Below are 23,382 nucleotides of genomic sequence, written 5' to 3' on the forward strand. Positions count from 1 at the left end.
ACTCCGTCTTTCTCTTGTCGCCCTCCGGCTTCCCTCGCGTTCGCCGGTTTCTCCGCCCGTGCTAACGGTTCTCGCGTCGGCGACAGCGTTAAATCGGTGTACATACTTGTACATCACAACGCGGAATACTACATCGGTGGACATAATGAATCTCAACGACACGGTCGAGCGCGTGACGGACGGGACGGATCTGACTGTCGACGAGGCGCGCGAGGCCGCGCGGCTCGTCTTCGAGGAGGCGACGGAGGCGCAGATCGGGGCGCTGCTCGCGGCGCTCCGCACGAAGGGCGAGACCGAGGCGGAGATCGCCGGCTTCGCGCAGGGGATGCGCGACGCCGCCCGGACGATCGAGCCGGACCGCGAGCCGCTCGTCGACACCTGTGGGACCGGCGGCGACGACTACGACACGATCAACGTCTCGACGACCGCCGCGATCGTCGCCGCGGGTGCCGGGGTGCCGATCGCCAAGCACGGCAACTACTCGGTCTCCTCCTCCTCCGGGAGCGCCGACGTGCTGGAGGTCGCGGGAGCCGACGTCGAGGCCGAACCCCCGGCCGTCGAGGACGCCATCGAGGCGGACGGGATCGGCTTCATGCTCGCGCCCGTGTTCCACCCGGCGATGAAGGCCGTCATCGGCCCGCGCAAGGAACTCGGGATGCGCACGATCTTCAACGTCCTCGGGCCGCTCACCAACCCCGCCGGTGCCGACGCGCAGGTGCTCGGCGTGTACGACCCGGACCTCGTCCCGGTCATCGCCCGGTCGCTCGCGCACATGCCGGTCGAGCGCGCCCTCGTCGTCCACGGCGCGGGGATGGACGAAATCGGGATCCACGACGACACCGTGGCCGCCGAGGTCGACGGCGACGAGGTCACGGAGTTCACGATCACGCCGGAGGAGCTCGGACTCGACCGCGCGCCGATCGAGGCGGTCGCGGGCGGGACGCCCGAGGAGAACGCCGCGGACCTCCGCGGGATCGTCGACGGCTCCGTCACGGGAGCGAAGCGCGACCTGATCCTCGCGAACGCGGGCGCTGCCATCTACGTCGCCGGCGAGGCCGACTCGCTCGAAGCGGGCGTCGAGCGCGCCGCCGAGGCGATCGACTCCGGCGCGGCCGCCGAGAAGTTCGCGGCGCTGTGCGGCGACGACGAGCCGGTCGAGGAGGGATCCGGCGTGACCGCGGAGGACGACGACTGATGGCGCGCGTGAAGATCTGCGGGATCACCGACGCGGCCGACCTCCGCGCCGCGGTCGAGGCCGGCGCGGACGCGGTCGGCGTCATCACCGAGGTCCCGATCGACTCGCCGCGCGAGGTCGACCCGGCGACGGCCGCGGAGCTGCTCGCCGACGTGCCGCCGTTCGTCACGGCGACGCTCGTGACGATGCCGGAGTCGGCCGAGCGCGCGGCCGAACTCGCCCGGACGATAGCGCCGGACGCGATCCAGCTCCACGGCGAGTGGACCGTCGACGAACTGCGGTACGTCCGCGCGGAGACGGAACGCAAGGTGTTGCTCACGGTCGACGCCGCCGACTCGGCCCGCGCGGAGGAGTTCGACGGCGCGGTCGACGCGCTGGTGATCGACTCCACCGACGATTCGGGGGCGGGCGGCACGGGCAAGACCCACGACTGGAAGGCGACCGGCGAGCTCGCCGCCCGGCTCACCACGCCCGTCGTGTTAGCAGGCGGACTCACGGCCGACAACGTCGCCGAAGCCGTGCGCGTCGCCGACCCCTTCGCGGTCGACGTCGCCTCGGGCGTCGAGATCGAGGGCGGGCGGAAGGACCACAACGCGGTGGCCCGGTTCGTCGCCAACGCGGGCCGGGAGATGGAGCTGGCATGAGCGACGACGCGGCGTCGGACGGCGACGCGTCCGTCCTCACCTCCCTCGACCGCTCGAAGGCCGAGTTCGTCGACCTCGCCGCCGACGCCGACAAACCGGTCGTGGTCCGCGCGTCGGTCTCGCTCGACGCCGACGTCACCCCGCTCGCGGCGTACGCGACCCTCGTCGGCGAGGGGCCGTACGGGTTCCTCCTAGAGTCCGGCGAGAAGGTCGCCTCCAGCGACCCCGACGGCGCGTTCACCTCGGGCGGGAAGGCCGACAGACACGCCCGCTACTCGTTCGTCGGCTACGACCCCGAGGCGATCGTCTCGATCCACCCGGACCGCACGGAGGTGACCGAACTCGGTCCGGCGGCCGAGTTCGTCGGCGACCCGGACACCGAGGAAGAGCGCCGTAGCGGCCTCGGTCCCGACGCCGGCGACGCGGTCGACCGGACCCGGGCCGCCTTCCCGGACGTGAGCCTGCGCGGGTTCCCCGACACCGACCGCCAGATCCTCTCTGGCGGCTTCGTCGGATTCCTCGCGTACGAGGCGGTGTACGACCTCTGGCTGGAGGAGGTCGGCGTCGAACGCCCCGAGACCGAGTTCCCGGACGCGGAGTTCGCCCTGACCACCCGGACCGTCGTCTTCGACGAGAAGGAGGGGAGCGCCGAACTCGTGTTCACGCCGGTGATCGGCGTCGACGACGACCCGGCCGCGGTGTACGACGATCTGGTTGCCGAGGCCGAGCGCGTCGCGACCGAACTGCGTGCGACCGGGTCGCCGGACCCGGACGGCGTCCGGGTGCGCGAGGAGACCGCGGACCCCCGCGAGGAGTACGAGGAGGCCGTTCGGACCGCGAAGCGACACGTCCTCGACGGCGACATCTACCAGGGCGTGATCTCGCGGAGCCGCGAACTGCGCGGCGAGGTCGACTCGCTCGGGCTGTACGCGGCGCTGCGCGACGTGAACCCCTCGCCGTACATGTACGTGCTGCGCCACGACGACCGGACCGTCGTCGGTGCCAGCCCGGAGACGCTCGTGTCGGTGAAAGGCGACCGGATCGTCTCGAACCCGATCGCGGGGACCTGTCCGCGAGGCACGAGCCCCGTCGAGGACCGGCGACTCGCGGGCGAGATGCTCGCCGACGGGAAGGAGCGCGCCGAGCACACGATGTTGGTCGACCTCGCGCGCAACGACGTGCGGCGGGTCTCCGAGCCGGGGTCCGTCCGCGTCGAGGAGTTCATGAACGTCCTGAAGTACAGCCACGTCCAGCACATCGAGTCGACCGTCACGGGGACGCTCGCGGGCGACGCCGACGCGTTCGACGCGACCCGCGCGACGTTCCCCGCGGGGACGCTCACCGGCGCGCCGAAGGTGCGCGCGATGGAGATCATCGACGACCTCGAAACGACGCCGCGCGGGGCGTACGGCGGCGGCGTCGGCTACTACGCGTGGACCGGCGACGCCGACTTCGCGATCGTGATCCGGACCGCGACGCTCCACGAGTCGCCGGCGGACGCGAGCGCGCCGGACGAGGCCGCCGTCACCGTCCGCGCCGGGGCCGGCCTCGTCGCCGACTCCGACCCGGCCGCCGAGTACGAGGAGACCGAACAGAAGATGGACGGCGTGTTGACCGCGATCGACCGGATCCGCGAAGACGCTGGTGGCGAGGCCGAAAGCGGCGAAGAGCCGCTCGCAACCGGCCCGGAGGGCGAGCGATGAAGGTCGTCGTCGTCGACAACTTCGACTCGTTCACCTACAACCTCGTCGAGTACGTCTCCGACCAGCGGATCGACGGCGAGCCGGTCGCCGTCGAGGTGTTCAAAAACACCGCGTCGCTCGACGAGATCGAGGCGGCGGACCCGGACGCGGTGATCGTCAGCCCCGGCCCCGGACACCCGAAGAACGAGCGCGACGTGGGCGTGACGATGCCGGTGTTGCGCGACCTCTCGACACGGGTGCCGACGCTCGGCGTCTGCCTCGGCTTGGAGGCCGCCGTCCACGAGTACGGCGGGACCGTCGGCCACGCTCCCGAGCCGGTCCACGGGAAGGCGTTCGCCGTCGACCACGACGGCGAGGGCGTGTTCCGCGGGCTCGATCAGGGGTTCCGGGCCGGCCGCTACCACTCGCTGGCGGCGACCGAGGTGCCCGACGCGTTCGAGATCACGGCCACCACCGACCACGACGGCGAGTCGATCGTGATGGGGATCCGCGGCCGCGAGCACCCGATCGAGGCGGTCCAGTTCCACCCGGAGAGCGTGTTGACCGGCTCCGGCCACGACCTCATCCGGAACTTCCTCACCGGGGTCTGAGGCGGCGGCCCGTCAGGCGTCGCCGTCGCCGGACGGGTCGTCGTCGGCTCCCACGTCCGCGGACGCGTCGTCGGTGGCGTTTTCTCCCTCCGCCGTCTCCTCTCTCTCCACCTCTTCTACTTCCTCCGTCTCCTCCTCGCCGCGTTCGTCGACCCCTCGCCCGGCGAGGCCGACGAGGTGGCTGACCTCGGGGAGGATCACCTCGTCGACGCCGAGCCGGACCGCGTTCTCGGAGCCGGGGAGACAGAACACCGGCGTCGCGGAGACGACACCGGCGGTCGCGCGCGACCCGATCGTCCGCGTCCCGATCTCCTCGTAGGAGAGCCGGCGGAACAGCTCACCGAATCCCGGCAGGCGCTTCGCGAACAGTCCGCGGACCGCCTCCGGCGTCACGTCGTCCGGCGTGACGCCCGTGCCGCCGGTGGTCACCACCGCGTCGGTGTCCTTCCGCCGGGCGAGCCGGTCGACCGTCCCCTGAACGCTGTCGTAGTCGTCGCCGATCAGCTCGCGGACGGCGATCTCGTGGCCCGCGTCCTCGAAGGCGGCCGCGACGTAGTCGCCGGCCGGGTCCTCATCCGCGCTCCGCGACGACGACACGGTGACGACCGCGACCGCGACCGAGTCGACGTCGTGGTGGTGATGGTCGTGGCCGTTCCCGTGGTCGTCGCCGTGTTCGTCGTGCCCCTCGTCGCTTCCGTGGTCGTGACTCGTCATGTCACGCAATTCGTCGCCGCGGGCAAAACACCTCGCGTTGGGGGCGGGACCGCTCCCCGGTCGGGGCCGGGCTACGGCCAGTCGTCGCGGGCCTGCTCCTCGGCCGCCTCGTCCGCGGTCTCGCCGGTCGCGAGCGTCCACCCCGCGGCCTCGGCGGCGTCCTCGACGTGGAGGAACTCCCAGCCGGTCGCCTCGGCGACGGCCTCGTCCTCGTCGTCGACCCCGACGAAGACGTGTCGGTCCGTGTCGAACTGCCCGCTGATGTTCTCCAAGCTCTCCTCGACGCCGCGCGGCCCGGAAAAGAAGTCCTGTCGCACGCGGTGTTTCCGCGTGAAGTTCGTGACGACGTAGGTGGGCTTCTCGCTGACGACGCCGACGTACTCGGTCCACTGTCGGGCGTTGCTGAACACCGCGTTGGGGTCCGCGAGCGCCTTCAGCGCTTCCAACTCGAACGCCAGCGTCATGTCGGTGGATCCGCCGCTGTCCATGCCTCCCGCTTGCTCCCCGCCGGCGAAAACAACTTCGCTTCCGCCCCGCCGCCCCCTGCCGGGGCCCGAGCGCTCGCCCGGACCCAAACTCACCGCGAGCGGACGAGGTAGTAGTCCGTGAACTTCACCACGTCGCCGTCCTCCAGAGTGCTCGTCTCCGGGGCCGTCCGCGGTCGTCCGGCGAGCTCGGCGACGACCTGCTTCTCGTCGTCGCTCAGCTCGTCGAAGTGCCGGACTCGCGCGTCGGACGGCATGCGACCGGTGCGCCGGAGTCTGAGCTGCCGGTTCGACTCCCGAATTGTCATGTGGTAACGTATATCATTATTAATCATAAATGTTTCGCAGCACTGTAACTACGGTGGGCGGTCCGTGATCGAGGAGAGAACGGGGTCGCTACGGGGCGATCCTGTGACTGCGGCGGCCGTTACTGCTCGGCCGAGGCCGGCAGGTCGTCGACTGCGAAGCCGGGTTCCATGAGGAAGTCCGCGTGGTCGCTGACGTCGCGGCCCTCGCGCATCAGCTGTTTGAACGCGGACTGCGGCGAGAGGTCGCCGATGAGCACCCCGCCGACCACCTTACCGTCCTTCAGCGCGACGCGACGCCACTCGCCGTCGGCGGTGGTCGCCTCCACGGAGTCGTCGCCGAGGGTCGGGTGGCCGAAAGAGAGGAACGGGAAGTCGAAGTGGGTGATCGAGTACGAGGAGACCCACTCGAACTCCTCGCTGCCGTAGTCGACCATGTTCCGGGCAGCGATCGTCCCCTGCTCTTTGGCGGATCCCCACGAGCCGTTCTTCGCCCGTTCGCCGAGGATGAGGTCGTTGAACGTGGTGATATCGCCCGCGGCGTACACGTTGTCGACGTTGGTCCGCATGAACTCGTCGACGACGATGCCGTCGTCGACCTCCAGCGGCGTGTCCTCGACGAGTTCGGTGTTGAAGTTCAGTCCGATGGCGACGCCCGCGAAGTCGCACTCGTAGCGCTCGCCGTTCGGGTCGACCGCGGCTTCGACGTGGCCGTCGTCGTCGACCTCGAAGTGGTCGACGCCGGAGCCGAACACCGGCTCGACGCCGCGCTCGCGCATCGCCTCGTGCATGATCTCCGCGCCCTCCTCCGAGAGCGCGTAGCGCCACCAGTTGTCGCCGCGCATGAGGTACTTCGCCTCGACGTCCTGCGCGCCGCAAATGGCCGCGAAGTCGATGCCGAGCAGGCCCGCTCCGACGATGACCGCCTTCTCGGCGTCCTCGACGCTCTCTTTGATCCGGCGGGCGTCTTGGAACGTCCAGAAGTGGTGGATTCCGTCGGCGTCAGCGTTTTCGACCGGGAGCTGTTGAGGCGTGCCGCCGATCGCGAGCAGCAGCGAGTCGTACTCGAACGTCTCGCCCTCGTGGGTGTGGACCGCGTCCTCGTCGATGTCGATGTCCACGACGACCGTGTTGAGCCGGAGGTCGACGTCGTGTTCGTCGTACCACTCCTCCTGGTGGATCGATATCGGGGCCTCGGGGAGTTTCCCCTTCGCGTACTCTTTGATCAGAATCCGGTTGTAGAGGGACTCACCCTCGTCCGTGAGAACCGTGATATCGGCGTCGGGCGCTTCCTCGCGGAGCGTCTCGGCCGCGGACGCGCCCGCGATACCGTCACCGATGATCACGTACGAATCGCTCATGTCTCGGCGTTCGGATTCATGCCTAATGTGGGTTGTCATCCGCGTCCGCACCCGTGCGAACGAGACTCACGACCGCCGGGAAACGCGTACAGAGACCCTTCTCCCGCCGGACGCGCGTCGGCGAGCGGTCGGCCGCACCACCCGTCGGTAGGCGTCGTCGCCGGTCAGTGGTCCGCGCCGGCCGGCTCCCCGGGGAAGTCCTTCTCGCCGGCCCGGATCGGGACGTCGAGCCAGTTCTCGCCCGGCACGAGCGGGCACTCGTAGGCGTGGTTGTACGCGCACGTGGGGTTGTACGCGACGTTGAAGTCCACCACCCACTCGCCGTCGACGCGGTCGCGATCGGGCTCCAGATCGAGGTACCGCCCCGCGCCGTAGGTCTCCTCGCCGCTGGTCGCGTCGCGGAACGGCACCCACAGGCGGTCCTCGTCGCCGGCCGGGCGGTACGCCTGAAGCGTCACCGACTCGCCGTCGACCGCGAAGCGGAACTCGCCCCACCGGCGGTACGTCTGCTCGCCGCCCGCCGTCGTCTCGACGGTCACCGTCTCGGTCTCGTCGTGTTCGTGAAGCGGGAGGACGAACCGGTACGCCGGGTCCGGCTCGAAGTAGTCGAGCCCCGGGAACGCGTCGCCCCGCATCGAGACGGGCAGCGGCGACCGCGCCGACTCGCGGAACTGTTTCGCCTTCGCCTCCCGCCGCGCCTCGACCTGCGCCGCCCAGTCGTCGTCTCTCTCGCTCGCGGCCATGTCCACGTCGACGTTGTTCGCTCGGCGAAATAACACTTCTGCGGCGCGGTCGCCGACGCGCACGATCACGTCTCGGACGCCACAGATTCAAGAGCGTCCCGACCCAATCGAGCGTATGAAAATCCGGCAGAACATCCGTCACTGGGCCGCGAAGAAGGCGTTGACCACGCCGGTCGTCGGCGACGTCGCCAACGACAAGCTCGTCGACCTCCACACGAGTATCTTCCTCAACAAGGCCGACGAGGACCGCCGCGAGGAGCGCCGCGACCACCTCGACAGCTTCTTCGACGCGACGATGGACACGTACGTCGCCGCCTTAGAGGCGGGCTTCCCGGAGGCGGAGGCCCGCGAGATCACCCACGTCCAGGCGAACTTCGACTTCTTCAACCACGGCTGGACGGAGATGATGGAGATCCCGGGCGACGAGCTGGAGGCCCACTACCGCCGGTACGAGGAGTTCTTCTCCGAGTACGGGATCACGATCGACGACCCGCTGGGCGAGTTCTGTCCGGCCGGGGGCGTCGTCGAGGCACCCGAGACGCCCGAGAAGCTCGACGAACCCGAGTACGAGAACGCGCTGGCCGGCTTCGCCGACGACGTGTACGTCGAGACCGACGAGGGCGAGACCGTCGTCGGCGGCGACACGGAGGAGCCGGACGAGGTCGACGCCGCGACCGCGCCCGGACTCGACGAGGACGAGGCGAGCGCCTGACCCGACCGACCGCCGCCCGTTTCCCTCCTCTCCTTCCCTCTCTCCTTCCCCCCTCTCCCGACTCTCGGAGTCCGAGACCGACCCGGCGCTCCCGGTGACGTTTATAACCCGCCGGAGACACAGACGCCCATGAACCGCGGGCAATCGTTCCTCCTGCTTCTGATGGGCGCGGTCGCGCTCCTGACGCTCTTCGTCATCCTCCCGTTTATCGAGTACGTGATCGCCTCGGCGATCCTCGCGTTCGTCCTCTACCCGTTCCACCGGCGGCTGACCCGCCGGCTCCAAACGCGGGTCTCGAAGCGGTTCGGCGAGATGCTCTCGGCGCTGACGCTCATCCTCTCTGCTATCGTCGCCGTGATCCTCCCGCTCGCGTACATCACGTGGGTGTTCGTCCGCGATCTCACCGCGATCGCCGCCGGCGACACGACGATCGACGTGGCGGCGATCGAAGCCGAGATCGCGGCGCTGACCGGGCAGAACCCGGAGATCGGTGAGACACTCCAGACCGTCGGGCAGCAGCTCGCCCAAACGCTGTTCGGCGGCTTCAGCGGTATCCTCACGACGGCGGTCCGCGCCTCGGTCGGGCTGTCGCTCGCGCTGTTTTTAGTCTACTACGCGCTCATCGACGGCCCGGCGTTCGTCAAGTGGATCCGCGCGGCGAGCCCGCTGCCGTCGGACGTCACCGCCGACCTCGTCGAGCGCGTCAACGTGATGACGCGCGGCGTCGTCATCGGGCACATCGTCGTCGCGCTGCTTCAGGCCTTCATCGCCGGGCTGGGGCTGTGGGCTACGGGGATCCCCAACGTGGTGTTCTGGACGTTCGTGATGGCCGTGCTGGCGCTGCTCCCGCTCATCGGCGCGTTCTTCGTGTGGGGACCGGCGGCCGCGTACCTCGTGATCGTCGACCAGGTGACCGCCGGCGTGTTCCTCGCCGTCTACGGCGTCGCGGTGATCGCGATGGTCGACAACTACGCCCGCCCGCTCGTCATCGACCAGCAGGCGCATCTCAATCCCGCGATCATCCTGCTCGGCGTGTTCGGCGGCATCTACTCGGTCGGGTTCACCGGCCTCTTCGTCGGTCCCATCGTGATCGGCGTGCTCGCGGCCACGCTGGAGACGTTCCGCGAGGACTACGACGCAATCTGAGACCGGACCCGGCGTGGGGGTTTACTTCAACGCCCGCCGTACTTCGGCCATGGCAACGACCGCGACCTCCCGGCTACCGGACCGACGCGACGCCCTCCTCATCGCCGCCGCGGCGGTCGGGGTCAACCTGATCGGCGCGCTCGGCGTCCCGTTCACGACCGCCCGGAGCGCCTGGTTCGCGTCGCTCGAACTCCCGGCGTTCTACCCGCCGAGCTGGGCGTTCGGCGTCGTCTGGCCGATCCTGTACGCGCTGCTCGGCGCGGCGGCCGCGCTCGTGTACCTCGCCGGCCGCGACGGCGCGGCGTCGGCGCGGTGGGTGCGGACCGCGCTCGCGCTGTTCGGCGTTCAGCTCGTCGTCAACGTCGCGTGGTCGCCGGTGTTCTGGGGGCTCGAACGCGCCGACCTCGGTCTCGTCGTCCTCGTCGCCCTCCTTCCCTTGGTCGTCGCGACGATAGTCGCCTTCGATCGCGTCGACCGGCGGGCCGCGGCGCTCGTCGTCCCGTACCTCGCGTGGGTCTGTTTCGCGACCGCGCTCAACTACGCCATCTGGGCGCTCAACTAGCGCGGATCCTCGCTTCCCGTCCCATCCGCGTCGACCGCCGGCGGGCCGCGTTCCAGTCGCTCGGCGACGAACCGACGCTCGGCGCGGCTCAGTTCCGCGTCCGTCTCGCGGAACGCCGCCATTCCGTCGCGATATCGCTCGGGGTCGACGCGGGCGGGCGTCGCGGCCGGCCGCGCCAGTTCCAGTTCGGCGAGTCCGGTCCGCTCGCCGGTGTATCCGAAGCCGCACTTGTGGCACGCCTCGTAGGCGAACGGGTTGTTCACGGCGATCTTTACTCGGTCAAACCCGTCGGCGGCCAGATCGGCGACCGTCTCGTCGATCAGCCGCGGCCCGATTCCCTCGCCGCGCCGAGCGGCATGGACCGTGACGTACCGGAGCCGGCAGCAGTCGGGGTCGGTCCGGTCGGGCGAGAAGGAGACGGCCGCGATCACGTCCGTCTCGAACGCTTCGGGATCGACCGTGTCCGGCAGCGACTCGCTCGGCGTCCAATCGGGCGCGGCCGGGCCCCTGTCCGGCGTCCGGATCACCGACTTGCCCGGCGCGCCGACGACGAACTTCCCGGCGTACGCGAACGCCCGGTAGTCGAGCCGCAGGGTCGCGCCCTCGCCGGGGCGACACACGAGCGCGTACTCCATGGCCGTCGTACGGGGGCGAGCCCCTAAACGGGGTCGGTGGCCCTTTGTCCGTCGCGGGACTCCTTCCGCCCATGTACGGACTCGGCGACGTGGCGTTCTTCGACCGCGTGGCCCCGCTGTACGACCTCGCGATGCCGCCGGCGGACGGCGCGGCGCTGGCCGCCGGCCTCGACCACGCGACGCGTCCGATCGAGCGCCTCCTCGACGTCGGCGGGGGGTCGGGACGGGCGGCGGCCGCGCTGACCGGCCCGGAGATCACGGTCGTCGACGCCTCCGTCGAGATGCTCTCGCGGGCGCGTCGCGTCCGCGGGCTCGACGGTCTCGCAGCCGACGCGGGGCGGCTGCCGTTCCGAGACGCGAGCGTCGACGCGGTGACCGTCGTCGACGCGTTCCACCACCTGCCGGACCACGAGGCCGCGCTCGCGGAGGCGGCCCGCGTACTCGCGCCCGGCGGCGCGCTCGTCGTCCGCGAGTTCGACCCCGACCATCCGCTGGGGCGACTCCTCGTCGCCGGCGAACACGCGATCGGCATGGACTCGCGGTTCCTGACTCCGGACGACCTCGCGGCCGCGATGGACGCCGTCGGCCTCGATCCCCGCATCGTCGACCGCGGATTCGGCTACACGGTCGCCGGGGTTCGGCGGTGACCGGTCGGTACAGCGGGAGAAACGACCGATCTGTGGTACCGTGGCGCGTGCCTGCGAGCGGTCGCCACCGGCGACCGCGAAGCAGCACCGCGCGAGGGAGTCGGTCGCCGAAGCGAAGCGGAGGCGACCGACGAGGCTGGGGAGGCGTGAGGCTGTGCGGGGCGGGACTCGAAGGGGCAGCCGGGAGGCCGGCAGAGGGGACGTAAGCACCGCAGCGAAGGAGCGAGTGAAACGAGCGACTGAGCGAGGAGCACAGCGAGCGTCTGCCGGCCTCCCGGCTGGGGCTTCGGCGGTCTCAGTCGGAACGTCGGTGGCGACTATATCGTAGCGAACGGCTGGACCTTCGCCGGTAGTCGTGTCGATCAGCAGTTCATAAATCCCACTTGAACGACCGGCCGCTTAACTCGTTCTCGCGTCCGAGCGGACAGTTCCAACGGCGTCTCCAAATACGAAAGTCGGCCTCGGTGAATTCGACCGTCCGCCTCAGTCCTGCGTTCGACCCTGCGGCTCCGCACCGCGAGTCGGGTCCGCCGAACTCTCCTCGTGACCGTCGCCATGATCGTGATCGTGGTCGCCGTGGTCGTGGGCGTCGTTCGCCCCCGTCTCACCGAGCACCTCGGCCCCCTCGCCGTCGATCATGTCCATGTTCTTCAGGTTGTCGCGCTCCTCGAAGTCCTCGACGGCCGCCATCACGTCCTCCTGCGTGATCGTCATCCGGTCCTCCGTGAGCGCGCCGAGGACGGCCTCCCGGAGCACCATGCGGAGGTCAGAGCCGGTGAGTCCGCTCGTCCGGTCGGCGACCTCCTCGGGGTCGAAGTCGGCGATCTTCATCTCCTTCGTCACCACGCGGAGGATGTCGGCGCGCATGTCTCGGTCCGGCTTGGGGAAGTTGACGATCTCGTCGAACCGCCGCCACGCGGCGGCGTCGAGCTGGTCCGGGTGGTTCGTCGCGCCGATGAGGAGCACCTCGTCGCGGACCAAAGACACCTCGTCGATCGACTTCAGCAGGGTGTTGACCGCGCGTTTCAGCGCCGCGTGTTCGTCCGAGCGGCGGGTCTTCGCCACCGAGTCGAACTCGTCGATGAAGAGGATGCACGGCGAGAGCCGCTTGGCGACCTCGAAGCTCTTCTCGACGTTCTTCGACGTCTCGCCGAGGTACTGGCTCGTGATCATCGAGAGTTTGACCTCGACGAACGGGAGCCCGAGCTCGTGAGCGAGCGCGCGCGACACGGTCGTCTTCCCGGTGCCCGGCGGGCCGACGAACAGCAGCTTCCCGATCTCGCGGAGACCGATCTCCGCGAGGTACTCGCGGTGTTCGATCGCCTTGACGATCTTCTGGATCTCGCCCTCCTGATCGCCGGTCAACACGAGGTCGGCCAGCGTCGTCTCGATCTCCTCGGGCGCGCGGACGTTGACCAGATCGAGCATCTCCGCGTCCTCGTCCTCGTCGAAGTACTCGCCGAGGAGCGCGTCGATCCAGACGCGGTCGGCCTGAATGGGTCGGACGTCGGCTCTGGCCTCCTCGTGGCTCACGGGAGCCGTCAGCTCGTCCGCGGCCTCCAGCGCGGCGACGATCGTCGGGTTCCCGGCGATCCGGTCGTCGTCCGCGCGGTCGCGGTACCACTCCAAGCCCATCGCCGGCTGGGTCAGCGAGATCTCGCCGGAGAACTCCGTGCGTTGGGTGAAGAGGAGGTCGGAGACCGCCTCCCACGGCCGTTCGACCCCCGTCGCGGTACGGGTGGTCTCGTCGGTCGCCTTCAGCGGCCGCTCCACGCCGCCGGGGGCGTCCTCGGCGGCGTCGGCCGACCAGAACACCTGCCGGAAGCGGGGCGGCAGGTCGTTCTCGTCGAGGTCGCGGTCCTGCGTGTAGAAGTGCGTCGTCAACACGAACTCGACGACGTCGAGCGCCGGGTTACTCATCCGCGCGAAGTAGCGCCGGGACGCGGTTAAGAGCGTCGAAGCGCCGGCGGCTCATCGGCGTGACGGCGGAGTCGCGCGCGGGCCCCGCGACAGACGTGGCCGACCGATCGCCGTATCGAACCCTTATTAGCCCTGGTCCGCGACGTAACGCGCATGAGTTCCGAAGACGCGACCGCGTCGGGCGACCCCGCCGGCGACGGCGCGGCAGAGACCGGCGACACGGGCGACACGGACCACGAGAACGCGCTTCAGGACGTTATCGCCGTCGACCCCGACGACGTCGCGCAGGGCACGGTGAACCGGCTCGACGCGCATACGGGCGACGGGATCCGTCACCGCGCGTTCACCTGCCTCGTCTTCGACCGGGACGGCCGGATCCTGCTGGCCCAGCGCGCGCCCGACAAGCGCCTGTGGGACGGTCACTGGGACGGCACGGTCGCCTCTCACCCGGTCGAGGGGCAGTCGCAGGAGGACGCCACCGAGCAGCGCCTCGAAGAGGAGCTCGGCATCTCGCCCGACCAGTACGACGACCTCCGGGTGACGGACAAGTTCGAGTACAAGCGCTACTACCCCAACGAGGGCGTCGAGTGGGAGGTCTGTGCGGTGCTGAAGGTCACCCTCGACGACACCGGCTTGGACCCCGACGACGACGAGATCGGCGGCATGCTGTGGGCCGACTACGACCACCTCCACGAGAACCCGGCGCTGTACCGGCAGCTCCGGCTCTGCCCGTGGTTCGAGATCGCGATGCGGCGCGACTTCGCCTGAGCGGCCGGCCGGTTGCGGCCCGAAACGGCGACTTGAAGGCGCTCCCGCGACGCGATCCGGTATGACCGTCGTCGCCCTGCTGGCGAACCCGCCCCGCGAGGGGCTCGTCGGAACCGCGCTCGCCGAGTCGACGCCGCTGTCGCCCGCCGAGGCGGCCGACCTCTACGAGGCGCAGTTCCGCGACGCCGTCCTCGCGGTCGAGCGCTCCGGCGGCGAACTCCTCGTCAACTACCCCGCCGAGGACGAACTCCCTGCCGAGTACCAGACCGAGACGAGCGCGGAGGCGGAGCTGCGGACGCTCGTCGCGGACACCCTCGGCGGCACCGACGGCGTCCGCTTCGAGCGACAGGTCGGGTCCTCGTTCGGCGCGCGCGCCGGCAACACCGTCACGCACCTGCTCCGCGAGGAGGGCGCGGACTCGGTCGCGGTCGTCACGCCGACCGCGCCGCTGCTCTCGCGGACGCTCGTCGACTCGGCGGCGATGAAGCTGCGGACGACCGAGGTCGTGATCGGGCCGTCGACGGACGGGCGGGCGTACTACGCCGGCTTCACCGAACCGATCGACTTCGACGGGGCGTTCGAAGCCCCCGCGCTGCCGACGCTCGCCGAGCGCGGCCGCGACGCCGACCGCTCGGTGGACTTCGTGGAGCCGTCGCCCTCGCTGGAGACCGGGGAAGACCTTCTCGACGTGGTGCCGATGCTCCGGGCGCGGTTCGCCGCCGAGCGCGTGGTCCCCGATTACGCCGCGGCGTTCGTCCACCAACACGGCCTCGACGTCGTCGTCGAGGACGGCGAGCAGCGGTTGGTGCGGGACTGAGTCGGCTCCCGGCGGTGCGGTCGCGTTCGTCGGATCCGACACGACTTAGTCGGCCGACGCCGAGCAGTCACGTGTGGTGGGATGGCAGAGTGGCCCATTGCGCCTGCCTTGAAAGCAGGTAGCCTCACGGCTTCCTGGGTTCGAATCCCAGTCCCACCGTGACGCGTCGGGTGCCACCGCGCGCCGCGCGCGACTCGTGCGGGATTTGAATCAGAGAGAGACCGATCCGCCGCGAAACCGTATATGGTTACTTGTCGTTCTCGTCAGTCGATCATAATTACCGTTGTGCTCCGTTCTTCTGGCCCCGGAACCGCAACGACACCGCTAGTCGGCTGAAACCCCCGATAACACTCACGTCTGGTGTCGCGTGGTACCACGTGGCGCATTATCTTTAACAGGTTTCCTGTACATAATAGAAACAGGTGATACAACGATGAGCTACGAACTCGATCCTCTTCCGTACGATTACGACGCGCTGGAACCGCACATCTCCGAGCAGGTGCTCGAATGGCATCACGACACCCATCATCAGGGGTACGTCAACGGCTGGAACTCGGCCGAAGAGACGCTCGAAGAGAACCGTGAGTCCCACGACTTCTCTTCGTCCGGCGGAGCCATCCGCAACGTGACCCACAACTCCTCGGGACACATCCTCCACGACCTGTTCTGGCAGAACATGTCGCCGGAGGGCGGCGACGAGCCCGAGGGCGCGCTCGCGGACCGCATCGCCGAGGACTTCGGCTCGTACGAGGCCTGGAAGGGCGAGTTCGAAGCCGCAGCGGGCAATGCGAGCGGCTGGGCGCTTCTGGTGTACGACACGTTCTCGAACCAGCTTCGCAACGTCGTGGTCGACAAACACGACCAGGGCGCTATCTGGGGCGGTCACCCGATTCTCGCGCTGGACGTCTGGGAGCACTCCTACTACCACGACTACGGTCCGGCTCGCGGCGAGTTCGTCGACAACTTCTTCGAGGTCGTCGACTGGAACGAGCCGTCCACGCGGTACGAGCAGGCCGTCGAGCTGTTCGAGTAAGCGCGTCTCCGGACGCGTTACGCGCGTCGAGATCCGCATTTTTTCGTGACGCTTGCCGGGTAGTCGCGACTGTAGAAGTCGCTGACCGACACGAACCGCTGCGAAGCCTCGGCCGCTCGGCTGTACGACTCTGTTTCTGTTTGTAGATAGTCGACCGACACGAGCCACTTCGAAGCCCCAGCCGCGAGGACTCGCGCGGCTCGCTGCGCTCCTCGCTCGCTCACTTCGTTCGCTCCCTGCGGTCCTTACGTCGCCTGCGGCCTCCTCGCGGCTGCCCCTTCGAGTCCCACCCCGCACAGCACCTCTTACCTCCCCAGCCTCGTCAGTCGCCTCCGCGTTGCTCCGGCGACTGACTCCCTCGCGCGGCGCTCCTCGCGCCCTGCGGGGCGCTCGGAGGCGCGCGCCACCGCATCGGATCGAGTCGCTATCGGCAGCGTTTACGGACGCGGTCGCGTATCGCCGCCCATGCCCGAACCGAAGTCGGCGTTCGACGCCACCTACCCGTGCGACTTCTACGAGCCGGCCGAGCTGTTCGAACCGGACCAGATGTACACCATCCCCGAGATCGGCCGCCTGCTTCAGGGGCTCGAACCGGACACCGAGGTCGACCCCGACACCGAGGCGGTGCTAGTCGACTGGGCGGTGCCGTGGGTGATGGTCCACGCCGAGGACATGGTCGTCGCCGAGCCGCTGTCGGAGGACGGCCCGGGGTACTACGGGCTGGCGACCGAGGCGGGGGCGGAGCAGGGGACCGATCCCGACGCCGACGAGTCCGCGTGAGCGGGGAGCCGTCCGACTCGCCGGTGTACCTCGTCGCCGGCGGGTCCCGCGTCGACGCCGGGAAGACCACCTTCTCGGCTGGGCTGGTCACGCACCTCGCCGAGCGCGCGGGCGACGCGGTCGGCGTCAAACCCCGCGCGGGCAACGACTTCTGGTTCGACCACGACGACTACCGGATCGCGACCGACTCGGGCCGCCTCTACGGCAAGGACGCGCGAAAACTGGCGGCCGCGAGCACCCGCACGCTCGCGACCGTCGACGATCCGTCGTCGTCGCCCTCGGCAGTCGCGCCCGAGTCGATCAACCCCGTCCACCGGCTCTGGCGGCCGACGCCGGGGCGGACCGGGATGCTCGGCGACGCGGACCGCACCTTCCTCTGTGACCGCGTGACGACCGACTCCGGGACGCGGTTCGTCGTCAACGCCGCCGCCGAGGCGGCGGGGCTGCTCCCCGACGCGCTCACCGAGCGGCTCCCCCTCGACGACGCGACCCGCGTGCGCGACATCCCGGCGTTCAACGACGTGATGGCCGAGGCGCACCTCCCCGCGATCGAACGCCTCGCGGCGCGCGTCGCGCGGACGCCGGTCCCCGTCGTCGTCGAGTCGTACGCCGACGTGGCGGGGACGCTCCCGCGCGACGGGCCGGTCGCGCCCGATGCCGTCGCGGTCGTCGACCCCGGCCGCGCTCGGATCTACGCGGGCGACCGGTACGCGAAGGCCCGCGCGGTCGCCGCCGGCAGCCCGCGCGAGGGGAGCCGCGAGGAACACGTCGACGCCGTGACGGAGATGATCGAACCGGTCGCGACCGCCTCGCTCCCAGCGCTGTCCGGCGAGGTTCGAGGGGATCCCGACCGCGTCGCGTCTCGGTACGAATCGGCGTACGAGGCGCTCGTCGGTGCGGTCGAGGACTGAAAAAATCGGCGCGGTCGGCCCGCGCTCAGGCGTTCCGCTTCGTGTAGTGGTCCAGCGCGGACTCGATCGACGAGAGGTCGGCGGTCACCCGGCTGTCGGCGACGCGCATGAATCCGGGCGTGTACGACGACGAGTAGTCGAAGATGCGGTTGACGGCGCGCTTGGGAGCGGAGACCTCGGCGTAGTCGGTCACCGTGTACACCCGTCTGGCGGGGAACGCCGTCCAGAACGACCCGCTGGTCCACCGGTCGTCGTCCTCAAAGGTCGTGCCGATCCGACCCGTGGCGATGTACTCGTCGTCGGTGTAGAACAAGACGAGGTCCCCTTCGCTCATCTTCTCGAACGTCGATCCGTTGCCGCTGTCGTCGTCGACCGCCCACAGGCGGGCCTCGTCGAGGTCCGCGAGGGCGTCCGGTCGGTCCGGGTACTCGGTGAGATCCACCGCGGACCGGACCGTTCGGTCGAAGTTCTCCGGGTCGATCGGGACCAGGAAGACGTTCTCGCTCATTACCCTCCGTTTCGCCGGGAGGGGTTTAAACTCGTTCGTTGCGCTGTCAGGTCACGCCTCGGCGTCGACGTACAGGCGGTCCATCTTCGCCGCCATCACGAAGTCGGCGCGGGTGAGCCCGCCAACCTCGTGGCTCCAGATCTCGACCCCGACCTCGCCCCACGACAGCGCGATGTCGGGGTGGTGCCACTCCCGTTCGGCGAGTTCGCCGATCTCGTTCGTGAACGCCAGCGCGGTCTCGAAGTCGGGGAACTCGTAGCTCGCCTCCAAGTGGTGGTCGTCGACGACCTCCCACGCGTCGCCGAGTTCGGCGAAGTGTTCGGCGTACTCGTCGCCTTCGAGCGGCTCCGCGTCGTCGCCGGCCGGCTCGACCGGCTCGTCCGCGAGCGGTGAGGACATACCCCACGTTGGGCGACGAGCGGTTTGTACCTTCGGTAGACGGGGACGCCGCCGTAGCGACCGGCGGCCGGAGTCACCGGAACCGAGAGACCACGCCGCGAACGGCCCGTCGCAGTCGAGCGAGGCGACGGGCGTCGCGGTCGTTTCCACCCCGGTCGTCGCCGTCCGTTCCCGTCGCGCCCGGCTCCGAGAGCTCCCAGCCCGCCTTCTCGGCGGCCTCGTCGATCGGCAGGAACTCGTAGCCGGTCTCGGTCGCGACGCGCTCGTCGGCGCGCGTCGTGCCGACGAACACGCACCGCGGGGCGGCGCTCTCCTCGCGAACGTCCGCGAGCGTGCCCCACTTGTCCCAGTTCGCGAGCGCGTAGTCGTTGTCGACGCCGTGGCGGCGGGCGAACGCCGCGACCTCGTCGGCCTCGTTCGCGACGATCCCGACGTGGCGGCTCCACTGCCGCGCGTCGGCGAACGCCGCGGCCGGATCGGCGAGCGACCGCGCGGCACCGAGCGAGAAGACGAGCGTCACGTCGCCGTCGCCGGGCGTCGTCGCGTCGATTCCCATCTCGACCGGACCCAGACGACGAGCGGCCTAAACGCTGTGGGGAGGCTTATGCCCGGCCGACCCGTCGACCCCGACGATGGAGTTCGAATCCACTTTCGGCACGGCCGCGCCGCTGCTCGGGATGGTCCACCTCCCGCCGCTGCCGGGCGCGCCCCGAGCGCCCGATGACGGCCGGCGGGCGATGGCTGCCGCGGTCGACCGGGCGACGAGCGACGCGCGGGCCCTCGACCGCGGCGGCGTCGACGGGATCGTGATCGAGAACTTCGGCGACGCGCCCTTCTACCCCGACGAGGTCCCGCCCCACGTCGTCGCGGCCGTGACGCGCGCCGCGACCGCCGTCGCCGCGGAGACTGACCTTCCACTCGGGATCAACATCCTCCGCAACGACGCCGAGGCCGCGCTGTCCGTCGCCGCCGCGGTCGACGCCGACTTCGTCCGCGTGAACGTCCACACCGGTGCTCGCGTCACCGATCAGGGGATCGTTCAGGGGCGCGCCCACGAGACGCTCCGCCTGCGCGACCGCCTCGGCGTCGACGTCGGCGTCTTCGCCGACACCGACGTGAAACACTCCGCGCCGCTGACCCCGGAAGGGTACACCGCCGAGTCGTTCGCCGACACTGCCGAGCGCGGCCTCGCCGACGCCGTGATCGCCTCCGGATCCGGGACCGGCGAGGCGGTCGATCGTGACGCCCTCGACGCGGTCGTCGCCGAACGCGAGCGTCACGGCCTCGACACGCCGGTCCTCGTCGGCAGCGGCGTCACGTCGGAGACGGTCGGCGACCTGCTCGGCGTCGCCGACGGCGCGATAGTCGGAACCGCGCTCAAGCGGGGCGGCGAGACGACCGCGCCGGTCGACGCGGACCGCGTCGCGGACCTCGTCGCGGCCGCCGACGCAGTTCGGTGACGTCGCCCGGCCTCGTCGCTCTCGTCGGATCCCGTCGCTCTCGTTCACCGCTCGCTACCGACTCCCGTCGGGACCGTATCCGCGCTCCGCGAGGAACGACTCGACCTCGCTCCGGGTCGGCAGTCCCGGCTGCGTGAACCGGGCGGTACAGTTGATCGCGGCGACCGCGCCCGCGAACCGGACGCCGGCGGCGACGTCGTCGCCGTCAGCAAGCGCTCCCCGTGACTCCCCCGCGATCCAGCAGTCGATCAGCCCGGCGGTGAACGCGTCGCCGGCACCGGTCGCGTCGACGGCGTCGACGTCGAACGCGTCGAACCGAGAGACCTCCCCGCCGGCGACCGCGGTCATCCCGTCCGCGCCGTGCGTGAGGACGGCCCGCGGCCACGTTGAGTCCCCCCGCGGTCCGTCTCGCGACCGCGACGCGGATCCGGCAGTGCCGGTCTGTGCGGCCGCGATCCGCTCGACCGCGTCGGCCGCGGAGCCGAAGAAGGCGGGCGCGGCCACCCCGTCGGCGACGAACAGGTCCGCCGCGTGGAGAAGTCGGTAGACCGTCTCCGGCTCGGTCCCCCGGTCGACCAGCTCCTCGACCGACCCCGAGAGGTCGAAGACGAGCGCGGGTGGATCGGCGGTCTCGCCCTCGCGGAGCGCCGCGATCCGGTCGAGGACCCGCCGCGAGACGTGATCCGGGGCGTAGGCGGTGAGGAAGACGGCGTCGGCGTCGGCCGTCGCCGCGAGCGCGGCGTCGTCCAGCCGCAGTCCGCGGAAGCTCTCGCCCGCGGTGACGATGGCGCGCTCGCCGCCCGGGTCGCTGAGGATCAGCGACCGGGTGTGGGGGTCGTCGCCGACCGCGACGTGGGTCGCGTCGACGCCGGTCTCCGCGAGGTACTCCCGCGCCCGCCGCCCGTACTCGTCGTCGCCGACGCGGCTGACCAGTCCGGCGTCGCGGCCGAGGCGGTCGAGCGCGACCGCGACGTTCGCGCCCACGCCGCCGAACGCGGACGTGACCTCGCGGGCGAACGCGCCCCCGTCCGGCTCCGGGAGGTTACTAACCGCGTACCACTCGTCTATCGCCGCGGCTCCGATAGAGAGGACCGCGGGCGGGTCGCGGTTCGTCTCCTCGTCGTCGGCATCCGGTCCCGCCGTCACGGTTCGCCGAAGAACGACTCGTGGACGGTCATCGCCGCGTCGACGGCGATCGGTCCCTCGACGGTCGTCTCGCCGCCGGCGCGCCGGATCACCTCCTCGCAGGGGATCGGTACCACACCGCCGGAGACCGCGTCGAGCGTCTCGCCGTCGACGCCGAAGACGAGCCGGCCGATCCCCGCGTAGTGGACCGCGGTCGAACACATGGGACACGGCTCCGTGCTGGCGTACATCGTACAGGCCGCCCGCTCGTCGGCGTCGAGTTCGCGCGCGGCCCACCGCGCGAGCGTCAGTTCCGGGTGCGCGGCGACGTCGTCGGTTCGCGTCTCGTTTCGGGCCTCGCGGACTACCTCGCCGTCGACGACGAGCAGCGCGCCGAACGGGGTGTTCCCGGCCGCGACCGCCTCCTCAGCCAGTTCGATCGTCCGGGCCACGTACTCCTCGTCGGTCGCGTCCGTGGGGAGATCGACCGCGACCGGACCGCCGAGTTCGTTCTCGTCGGGCATACCCGCACGTGCCCCTCCGACCACCTAACGCTTCCTGCGGTCGCCGCCGGGAGGTCGCTCGCGATCATCGGGGCGTCCGTGTCGCCGCCGCCGAGCGTCGTCATCACGCTCGCGTCCGCGCCGGACCCTCCGCCACGCTCTTGACCGCTACGGGCGAAACGGGAGTAATGCTGGACAGGGTGCGAGCGAAACTCGCCGCCGCTCGCCGGCGGGTGCGTCGGATCGAACGCCGGGAGCTCGTGGAACTCCGCCAGTGGGCCGAGGACACGACCAATCTCCTCCACCTGACGACGCTGTTTCTCGTGCCGGTGCTCATCGCGCTCGTCACCCAGATAACGAACCTGACCGACCTATCCTTCCTCCTCTTCCCGCCGCTGGCGTCGGGGGCCTACACGCTCTTCGCCGACCCGGAGGGGAAGTACTCCTCGCCGCGGACGTTCGTCGGCGGCCTCGTGGTGGGGGCGCTCGCGGGGTGGGTCGCGCTGGAACTGTCGCTGCTCGGTATCGGCGGCGTCTCGGCCGGCGCGATCAGTCCGCTCAGCGCCGGGTTGTCGATCATGCTCTGTGGCGGCCTGACGTGGCTGGCCGGCGTCGAGGAACCGGTCGCCTTCTCGACGGCGCTCTTAGTCCTCGTGAGCGCGCGCGGCGACGCGGTGCTCGTGTTCGGCACCGCCGTCGACCCGGCGGCGGCCTACGTCGTGGGCGTCGCGGTGTCCGGCGGTCTGGTCGCGGGCGCGTTCACCGTCTGGCGCACGTGGTTCTACGAGGAGCGCGCCCGCTATCTCTACGGCACGACGCAGGCCGACGACCACGTGCTGGTGCCGATGCGCGGGGAGACGGACGAGGCGACCGCGTTCTTCGGGGCGCGGCTCGCCGCCGCCCACGACGCCGGGAAGGTCGTCCTTCTCGACGTCGTCGACGACGCGGCGTTGGCGGCCGCGGAGCGGGCGGTGCTCGCCGACCACGACGCCGCGACGCCCGAGGACCTCCCGGACTCGGTGCGGACGTCGTTCGACGGCGACTTCGAGGAGGCGGTCACGGACCGGGCGACGGCGACGGCGGCCGAGCGACTCGAACGCCACGCCACGGAGATCCGAGCGCGGCTCGACGTGCCCTGCGAGGTGGTCGTCGCGGCCGACGGCGATCCGACGCGGGTCGCCGTCGAGACCGCCCGCGCGACGAGCTCGGACCTGCTCGTGACGCCGTACGAGACCGAAGACGGCCTGCTCTCGCCGTTCACTCGGGGCGTCTTCGCCGGTCCCCTCGACGCCGTCGCGTTCCGGTCGGCGACCGGTATCGACACCTGGCGGCGCATCCTCGTCTTAGTCGCCCGCCCCGGCGACTCGGCGCACGCGATGATCGACTTCGCCGAGCGACTGGCCGGCGAGACCGGCGGGGTGAGCGTCTGTACCTGTATCGACGCCGAGTCCGACCGCCGACGGGCCGAGACGAAGCTGGCGAACCTCGTCGAGACCGCGGCGGGACCCGTCGAGACGCGGGTCGCGCGGTCGGAGGTGACGGCGTTCCTCGGCGCGAACGCGGACGCCTACGACCTCGTCCTCATGGGGTCGAGCGGGGACCGCTCCGTGGCCTCGCGGCTCGTCTCCCCGCCGACCTTCGAGCGCATTCAGGACGTCCAGTGCGACGTGGCCGTCGTGGACCGCGGCGACGCGGGCCGCGACGTGTAGGTGTTAG

General features: G+C 70.4%; 27 protein-coding genes and 1 tRNA gene. 16 read left to right on the forward strand and 12 right to left on the reverse strand.

The window, feature by feature from the left end:
* Positions 1-145 precede the first annotated feature (145 nt).
* The 4 genes from trpD to trpG are packed head-to-tail and all read left to right on the forward strand — an operon-like array spanning position 146 to position 4,132.
* Positions 146-1,195 (forward strand): anthranilate phosphoribosyltransferase, encoded by a 1,050-nt coding sequence (gene trpD / locus QOL69_RS14710; protein WP_283403766.1) that lies wholly within the window; start codon positions 146-148, stop codon positions 1,193-1,195.
* Entirely contained in the window at positions 1,195-1,839 is a 645-nt protein-coding gene (locus QOL69_RS14715; protein ID WP_283403767.1) for a phosphoribosylanthranilate isomerase, read from the forward strand. Before trpD ends, QOL69_RS14715 begins: the two co-directional genes overlap by 1 nt.
* Complete coding sequence (gene trpE, locus QOL69_RS14720; protein ID WP_283403768.1) at positions 1,836-3,542, forward strand: anthranilate synthase component I; 1,707 nt, start codon at positions 1,836-1,838, stop codon at positions 3,540-3,542. Before QOL69_RS14715 ends, trpE begins: the two co-directional genes overlap by 4 nt.
* On the forward strand, positions 3,539-4,132 hold the full coding sequence (gene trpG, locus QOL69_RS14725) for an anthranilate synthase component II (RefSeq protein ID WP_283403769.1): 594 nt from the start codon (positions 3,539-3,541) through the stop codon (positions 4,130-4,132). The genes trpE and trpG overlap by 4 nt, the downstream gene beginning before the upstream one ends.
* 12 nt (positions 4,133-4,144) lie before the next feature.
* Here the strand turns inward: trpG and QOL69_RS14730 are convergent, their stop codons facing one another.
* From QOL69_RS14730 to QOL69_RS14750, 5 genes are all read right to left on the reverse strand, one after another.
* Positions 4,145-4,846 carry a MogA/MoaB family molybdenum cofactor biosynthesis protein gene (locus tag QOL69_RS14730; RefSeq protein ID WP_283403770.1) on the reverse strand — a complete coding sequence of 234 codons (702 nt, stop codon included), beginning with the start codon at positions 4,844-4,846 and terminating at the stop codon, positions 4,145-4,147.
* Positions 4,847-4,917: 71 nt separating this feature from the next.
* On the reverse strand, positions 4,918-5,334 hold the full coding sequence (locus QOL69_RS14735) for a DUF7124 domain-containing protein (RefSeq protein ID WP_283403771.1): 417 nt from the start codon (positions 5,332-5,334) through the stop codon (positions 4,918-4,920).
* 89 nt (positions 5,335-5,423) lie between these two features.
* Positions 5,424-5,639, reverse strand: a complete 216-nt coding sequence (locus QOL69_RS14740; protein WP_048076665.1) for a DUF7979 domain-containing protein — start codon at positions 5,637-5,639, stop codon at positions 5,424-5,426.
* Positions 5,640-5,758: 119 nt separating this feature from the next.
* Complete coding sequence (locus QOL69_RS14745; RefSeq protein ID WP_283403772.1) at positions 5,759-6,997, reverse strand: NAD(P)/FAD-dependent oxidoreductase; 1,239 nt, start codon at positions 6,995-6,997, stop codon at positions 5,759-5,761.
* 164 nt (positions 6,998-7,161) lie between these two features.
* Positions 7,162-7,740: a DUF1684 domain-containing protein gene (locus QOL69_RS14750; protein WP_283404250.1), complete on the reverse strand. Its 579-nt coding sequence runs from the start codon at positions 7,738-7,740 to the stop codon at positions 7,162-7,164.
* 115 nt (positions 7,741-7,855) lie between these two features.
* Between QOL69_RS14750 and QOL69_RS14755 the strand changes: the two genes are divergently transcribed.
* The 3 genes from QOL69_RS14755 (at position 7,856) to QOL69_RS14765 (ending at position 10,160) form a co-directional block, all read left to right on the forward strand.
* Complete coding sequence (locus QOL69_RS14755) at positions 7,856-8,452, forward strand: DUF6149 family protein (protein WP_283403773.1); 597 nt, start codon at positions 7,856-7,858, stop codon at positions 8,450-8,452.
* A 129-nt stretch (positions 8,453-8,581) separates the two neighbouring features.
* A complete protein-coding gene (locus QOL69_RS14760; RefSeq protein WP_283403774.1) occupies positions 8,582-9,598 on the forward strand; it encodes an AI-2E family transporter in 1,017 nt (338 codons plus the stop codon).
* 49 nt (positions 9,599-9,647) lie between these two features.
* Positions 9,648-10,160 (forward strand): TspO/MBR family protein, encoded by a 513-nt coding sequence (locus QOL69_RS14765; RefSeq protein ID WP_283403775.1) that lies wholly within the window; start codon positions 9,648-9,650, stop codon positions 10,158-10,160.
* On the opposite strand, the gene QOL69_RS14770 is transcribed toward QOL69_RS14765, so the two are convergent.
* Positions 10,157-10,795: a GNAT family N-acetyltransferase gene (locus tag QOL69_RS14770; RefSeq protein WP_283403776.1), complete on the reverse strand. Its 639-nt coding sequence runs from the start codon at positions 10,793-10,795 to the stop codon at positions 10,157-10,159. The genes QOL69_RS14765 and QOL69_RS14770 overlap by 4 nt on opposite strands.
* 71 nt (positions 10,796-10,866) lie before the next feature.
* Between QOL69_RS14770 and QOL69_RS14775 the strand changes: the two genes are divergently transcribed.
* Positions 10,867-11,442 carry a class I SAM-dependent methyltransferase gene (locus tag QOL69_RS14775; RefSeq protein ID WP_283403777.1) on the forward strand — a complete coding sequence of 192 codons (576 nt, stop codon included), beginning with the start codon at positions 10,867-10,869 and terminating at the stop codon, positions 11,440-11,442.
* 483 nt (positions 11,443-11,925) lie between these two features.
* Here the strand turns inward: QOL69_RS14775 and QOL69_RS14780 are convergent, their stop codons facing one another.
* Positions 11,926-13,362 carry an ATP-binding protein gene (locus QOL69_RS14780; protein ID WP_283403778.1) on the reverse strand — a complete coding sequence of 479 codons (1,437 nt, stop codon included), beginning with the start codon at positions 13,360-13,362 and terminating at the stop codon, positions 11,926-11,928.
* 153 nt (positions 13,363-13,515) lie between these two features.
* Here QOL69_RS14780 and idi point away from each other — a divergent pair, with 153 nt between their 5' ends.
* The 6 genes from idi (at position 13,516) to QOL69_RS14810 (ending at position 17,671) form a co-directional block, all read left to right on the forward strand.
* Positions 13,516-14,130, forward strand: a complete 615-nt coding sequence (gene idi, locus QOL69_RS14785; protein ID WP_048076658.1) for an isopentenyl-diphosphate Delta-isomerase — start codon at positions 13,516-13,518, stop codon at positions 14,128-14,130.
* Between the two features lie 61 nt (positions 14,131-14,191).
* The gene (locus QOL69_RS14790) at positions 14,192-14,947 is read left to right on the forward strand and encodes a DUF2064 domain-containing protein (RefSeq protein WP_283403779.1); all 756 of its coding nucleotides are present in this window, start codon (positions 14,192-14,194) and stop codon (positions 14,945-14,947) included.
* A 75-nt stretch (positions 14,948-15,022) separates the two neighbouring features.
* Positions 15,023-15,106 (forward strand) — tRNA-Ser (locus QOL69_RS14795).
* A 274-nt stretch (positions 15,107-15,380) separates the two neighbouring features.
* Entirely contained in the window at positions 15,381-15,980 is a 600-nt protein-coding gene (gene sod, locus QOL69_RS14800; protein WP_283403780.1) for a superoxide dismutase [Mn], read from the forward strand.
* 465 nt (positions 15,981-16,445) lie between these two features.
* Positions 16,446-16,760 carry a DUF5827 family protein gene (locus QOL69_RS14805; RefSeq protein ID WP_283403781.1) on the forward strand — a complete coding sequence of 105 codons (315 nt, stop codon included), beginning with the start codon at positions 16,446-16,448 and terminating at the stop codon, positions 16,758-16,760.
* Entirely contained in the window at positions 16,757-17,671 is a 915-nt protein-coding gene (locus QOL69_RS14810) for an ATPase (protein ID WP_283403782.1), read from the forward strand. Before QOL69_RS14805 ends, QOL69_RS14810 begins: the two co-directional genes overlap by 4 nt.
* A gap of 25 nt (positions 17,672-17,696) precedes the next feature.
* On the opposite strand, the gene QOL69_RS14815 is transcribed toward QOL69_RS14810, so the two are convergent.
* The 3 genes from QOL69_RS14815 to QOL69_RS14825 form a co-directional block, all read right to left on the reverse strand.
* Positions 17,697-18,179, reverse strand: coding sequence for a hypothetical protein (locus tag QOL69_RS14815; protein WP_283403783.1), 483 nt, complete (start codon positions 18,177-18,179; stop codon positions 17,697-17,699).
* 51 nt (positions 18,180-18,230) lie between these two features.
* Positions 18,231-18,578, reverse strand: coding sequence for a 4a-hydroxytetrahydrobiopterin dehydratase (locus QOL69_RS14820; protein WP_283403784.1), 348 nt, complete (start codon positions 18,576-18,578; stop codon positions 18,231-18,233).
* A gap of 73 nt (positions 18,579-18,651) precedes the next feature.
* Positions 18,652-19,134, reverse strand: coding sequence for a DUF7124 domain-containing protein (locus QOL69_RS14825; RefSeq protein ID WP_283403785.1), 483 nt, complete (start codon positions 19,132-19,134; stop codon positions 18,652-18,654).
* Positions 19,135-19,210: 76 nt separating this feature from the next.
* Here QOL69_RS14825 and QOL69_RS14830 point away from each other — a divergent pair, with 76 nt between their 5' ends.
* The gene (locus QOL69_RS14830) at positions 19,211-20,038 is read left to right on the forward strand and encodes a BtpA/SgcQ family protein (protein WP_283403786.1); all 828 of its coding nucleotides are present in this window, start codon (positions 19,211-19,213) and stop codon (positions 20,036-20,038) included.
* Between the two features lie 54 nt (positions 20,039-20,092).
* Here QOL69_RS14830 and QOL69_RS14835 read toward each other — a convergent pair whose 3' ends face one another.
* Together QOL69_RS14835 and QOL69_RS14840 are read right to left on the reverse strand one after the other, a co-directional pair.
* Positions 20,093-21,184 (reverse strand): carbohydrate kinase family protein, encoded by a 1,092-nt coding sequence (locus QOL69_RS14835; protein ID WP_283403787.1) that lies wholly within the window; start codon positions 21,182-21,184, stop codon positions 20,093-20,095.
* Complete coding sequence (locus QOL69_RS14840; RefSeq protein ID WP_283403788.1) at positions 21,181-21,687, reverse strand: nucleoside deaminase; 507 nt, start codon at positions 21,685-21,687, stop codon at positions 21,181-21,183. Before QOL69_RS14840 ends, QOL69_RS14835 begins: the two co-directional genes overlap by 4 nt.
* Before the next feature lie 167 nt (positions 21,688-21,854).
* Between QOL69_RS14840 and QOL69_RS14845 the strand changes: the two genes are divergently transcribed.
* Positions 21,855-23,375 (forward strand): HPP family protein, encoded by a 1,521-nt coding sequence (locus QOL69_RS14845; protein ID WP_283403789.1) that lies wholly within the window; start codon positions 21,855-21,857, stop codon positions 23,373-23,375.
* Positions 23,376-23,382: the final 7 nt, after the last annotated feature.

It is taken from the genome of Halorubrum sp. DM2 (genome assembly GCF_901686465.1).
GTDB lineage: Archaea > Halobacteriota > Halobacteria > Halobacteriales > Haloferacaceae > Halorubrum.

Bases quoted from the DNA above. Each gene is read 5' to 3' on its own strand.
- QOL69_RS14740 (WP_048076665.1), bottom strand. From the start codon at position 5,639: ATGACAATTCGGGAGTCGAACCGGCAGCTCAGACTCCGGCGCACCGGT.
- QOL69_RS14815 (WP_283403783.1), bottom strand. From the start codon at position 18,179: ATGAGCGAGAACGTCTTCCTGGTCCCGATCGACCCGGAGAACTTCGAC.
- QOL69_RS14845 (WP_283403789.1), top strand. From the start codon at position 21,855: ATGCTGGACAGGGTGCGAGCGAAACTCGCCGCCGCTCGCCGGCGGGTG.
- QOL69_RS14765 (WP_283403775.1), top strand. From the start codon at position 9,648: ATGGCAACGACCGCGACCTCCCGGCTACCGGACCGACGCGACGCCCTC.
- QOL69_RS14820 (WP_283403784.1), bottom strand. From the start codon at position 18,578: ATGTCCTCACCGCTCGCGGACGAGCCGGTCGAGCCGGCCGGCGACGAC.
- QOL69_RS14715 (WP_283403767.1), top strand. From the start codon at position 1,195: ATGGCGCGCGTGAAGATCTGCGGGATCACCGACGCGGCCGACCTCCGC.
- QOL69_RS14790 (WP_283403779.1), top strand. From the start codon at position 14,192: ATGACCGTCGTCGCCCTGCTGGCGAACCCGCCCCGCGAGGGGCTCGTC.
- sod (WP_283403780.1), top strand. From the start codon at position 15,381: ATGAGCTACGAACTCGATCCTCTTCCGTACGATTACGACGCGCTGGAA.
- QOL69_RS14730 (WP_283403770.1), bottom strand. From the start codon at position 4,846: ATGACGAGTCACGACCACGGAAGCGACGAGGGGCACGACGAACACGGC.
- QOL69_RS14755 (WP_283403773.1), top strand. From the start codon at position 7,856: ATGAAAATCCGGCAGAACATCCGTCACTGGGCCGCGAAGAAGGCGTTG.
- QOL69_RS14760 (WP_283403774.1), top strand. From the start codon at position 8,582: ATGAACCGCGGGCAATCGTTCCTCCTGCTTCTGATGGGCGCGGTCGCG.
- QOL69_RS14735 (WP_283403771.1), bottom strand. From the start codon at position 5,334: ATGGACAGCGGCGGATCCACCGACATGACGCTGGCGTTCGAGTTGGAA.
- QOL69_RS14805 (WP_283403781.1), top strand. From the start codon at position 16,446: ATGCCCGAACCGAAGTCGGCGTTCGACGCCACCTACCCGTGCGACTTC.
- trpD (WP_283403766.1), top strand. From the start codon at position 146: ATGAATCTCAACGACACGGTCGAGCGCGTGACGGACGGGACGGATCTG.
- QOL69_RS14780 (WP_283403778.1), bottom strand. From the start codon at position 13,362: ATGAGTAACCCGGCGCTCGACGTCGTCGAGTTCGTGTTGACGACGCAC.
- trpE (WP_283403768.1), top strand. From the start codon at position 1,836: ATGAGCGACGACGCGGCGTCGGACGGCGACGCGTCCGTCCTCACCTCC.
- QOL69_RS14770 (WP_283403776.1), bottom strand. From the start codon at position 10,795: ATGGAGTACGCGCTCGTGTGTCGCCCCGGCGAGGGCGCGACCCTGCGG.
- QOL69_RS14775 (WP_283403777.1), top strand. From the start codon at position 10,867: ATGTACGGACTCGGCGACGTGGCGTTCTTCGACCGCGTGGCCCCGCTG.
- QOL69_RS14840 (WP_283403788.1), bottom strand. From the start codon at position 21,687: ATGCCCGACGAGAACGAACTCGGCGGTCCGGTCGCGGTCGATCTCCCC.
- QOL69_RS14825 (WP_283403785.1), bottom strand. From the start codon at position 19,134: ATGGGAATCGACGCGACGACGCCCGGCGACGGCGACGTGACGCTCGTC.
- QOL69_RS14745 (WP_283403772.1), bottom strand. From the start codon at position 6,997: ATGAGCGATTCGTACGTGATCATCGGTGACGGTATCGCGGGCGCGTCC.
- QOL69_RS14750 (WP_283404250.1), bottom strand. From the start codon at position 7,740: ATGGCCGCGAGCGAGAGAGACGACGACTGGGCGGCGCAGGTCGAGGCG.
- QOL69_RS14830 (WP_283403786.1), top strand. From the start codon at position 19,211: ATGGAGTTCGAATCCACTTTCGGCACGGCCGCGCCGCTGCTCGGGATG.
- idi (WP_048076658.1), top strand. From the start codon at position 13,516: ATGAGTTCCGAAGACGCGACCGCGTCGGGCGACCCCGCCGGCGACGGC.
- trpG (WP_283403769.1), top strand. From the start codon at position 3,539: ATGAAGGTCGTCGTCGTCGACAACTTCGACTCGTTCACCTACAACCTC.